Origin of the sequence: Nguyenibacter vanlangensis, assembly GCF_013376155.1 — a bacterium.
Lineage (GTDB): Bacteria > Pseudomonadota > Alphaproteobacteria > Acetobacterales > Acetobacteraceae > Gluconacetobacter > Gluconacetobacter vanlangensis.
In genome coordinates this window covers 1-878 of the sequence record NZ_JABXXP010000957.1, presented here as the reverse complement: position 1 = coordinate 878, position 878 = coordinate 1, and the positions used below count along the sequence as shown (strand labels likewise).

The 878-nt window shown below is 66.9% G+C and carries 1 protein-coding gene and 1 pseudogene; both read right to left on the bottom strand.

Annotated features, from left to right (window positions below):
• A pseudogene (locus tag HUK84_RS20450) lies at positions 1–243 on the bottom strand (hypothetical protein); the annotation flags it as partial.
• A 228-nt stretch (positions 244–471) separates the two neighbouring features.
• Positions 472–878, bottom strand: a 407-nt coding sequence (locus HUK84_RS20445; protein WP_374729399.1) for an ATP-binding protein, incomplete at its 5' end; no start/stop codon positions are given.

Below are 878 nucleotides of genomic sequence, written 5' to 3'. Positions count from 1 at the left end.
CGTCACGACCCGCGCCGGCACGCGGTTGGCATATCCCCCGACCGTCATCGGCCGCGCAGCCGGCTGGCCCCCCGGTTGCGCCGACCGAACGACCGGCTGCACCGCTTGGGCACCTGGCTGCGCCGTTTGGACAGATGGCTGCGCCGCCTGGACAACTGGCTGCGCCGCCTGGGCATAGGCGTGGGACAGGGTAAAGCTGGAAACGGACAGCAGCAGCGCCGTCCCGAACAAGGTGCGGGTCATTCGGATCCATCTACAAACGAACCGGACGGGGGGCGCCGGGCACCGTCCGAAAGGGCATCATACCGAGGCGATCGTTTCCGAAGCGATCGTTTCTTGTTTCGATCTTTTTCAGTCTTTTGGCCGGCCGAAGCCCGATCCAGGCATGCGGCATGCCGCCCCGTATAACATCGGCATGACCGGTATACGAAAGATTGTTAATGATAACATATTCGTGAACGAAACGGCCAGCTATTCCGGCGCGCGCGCCGCCGATACGCCCGTCACCGATTCGCCCGTCACCGGTTCAATCGCAAGCGGGCGGGCCCCGAGCGGGGTGAAAAGCTCCGTCCGGCAGGTCAGGACCAGGACCTGCATGCGGGTGGCGGCATCGGTCAGGATATCGAACATCCTGTGCAGCCGGCCGGTATCGGCATAGGTCAGCGCATCATCCAGCACCAGCATGGCCGGACGGCCGCGCGCCTGCAGCAATTCGGCCAGCCCCAGCCGGACCAGCACGGCGATCTGCTCGCGCGTGCCGTCCGACAGCGCGGCGAAGGGCTCGTCGATGCGCCGCGTCAGGCCGGACACCGCGAAATCGGGGTCCAGGCTCGCCACCGCGCGGGGGAACAGGGCCGCCAGCGCCGGCTGGATCGCCC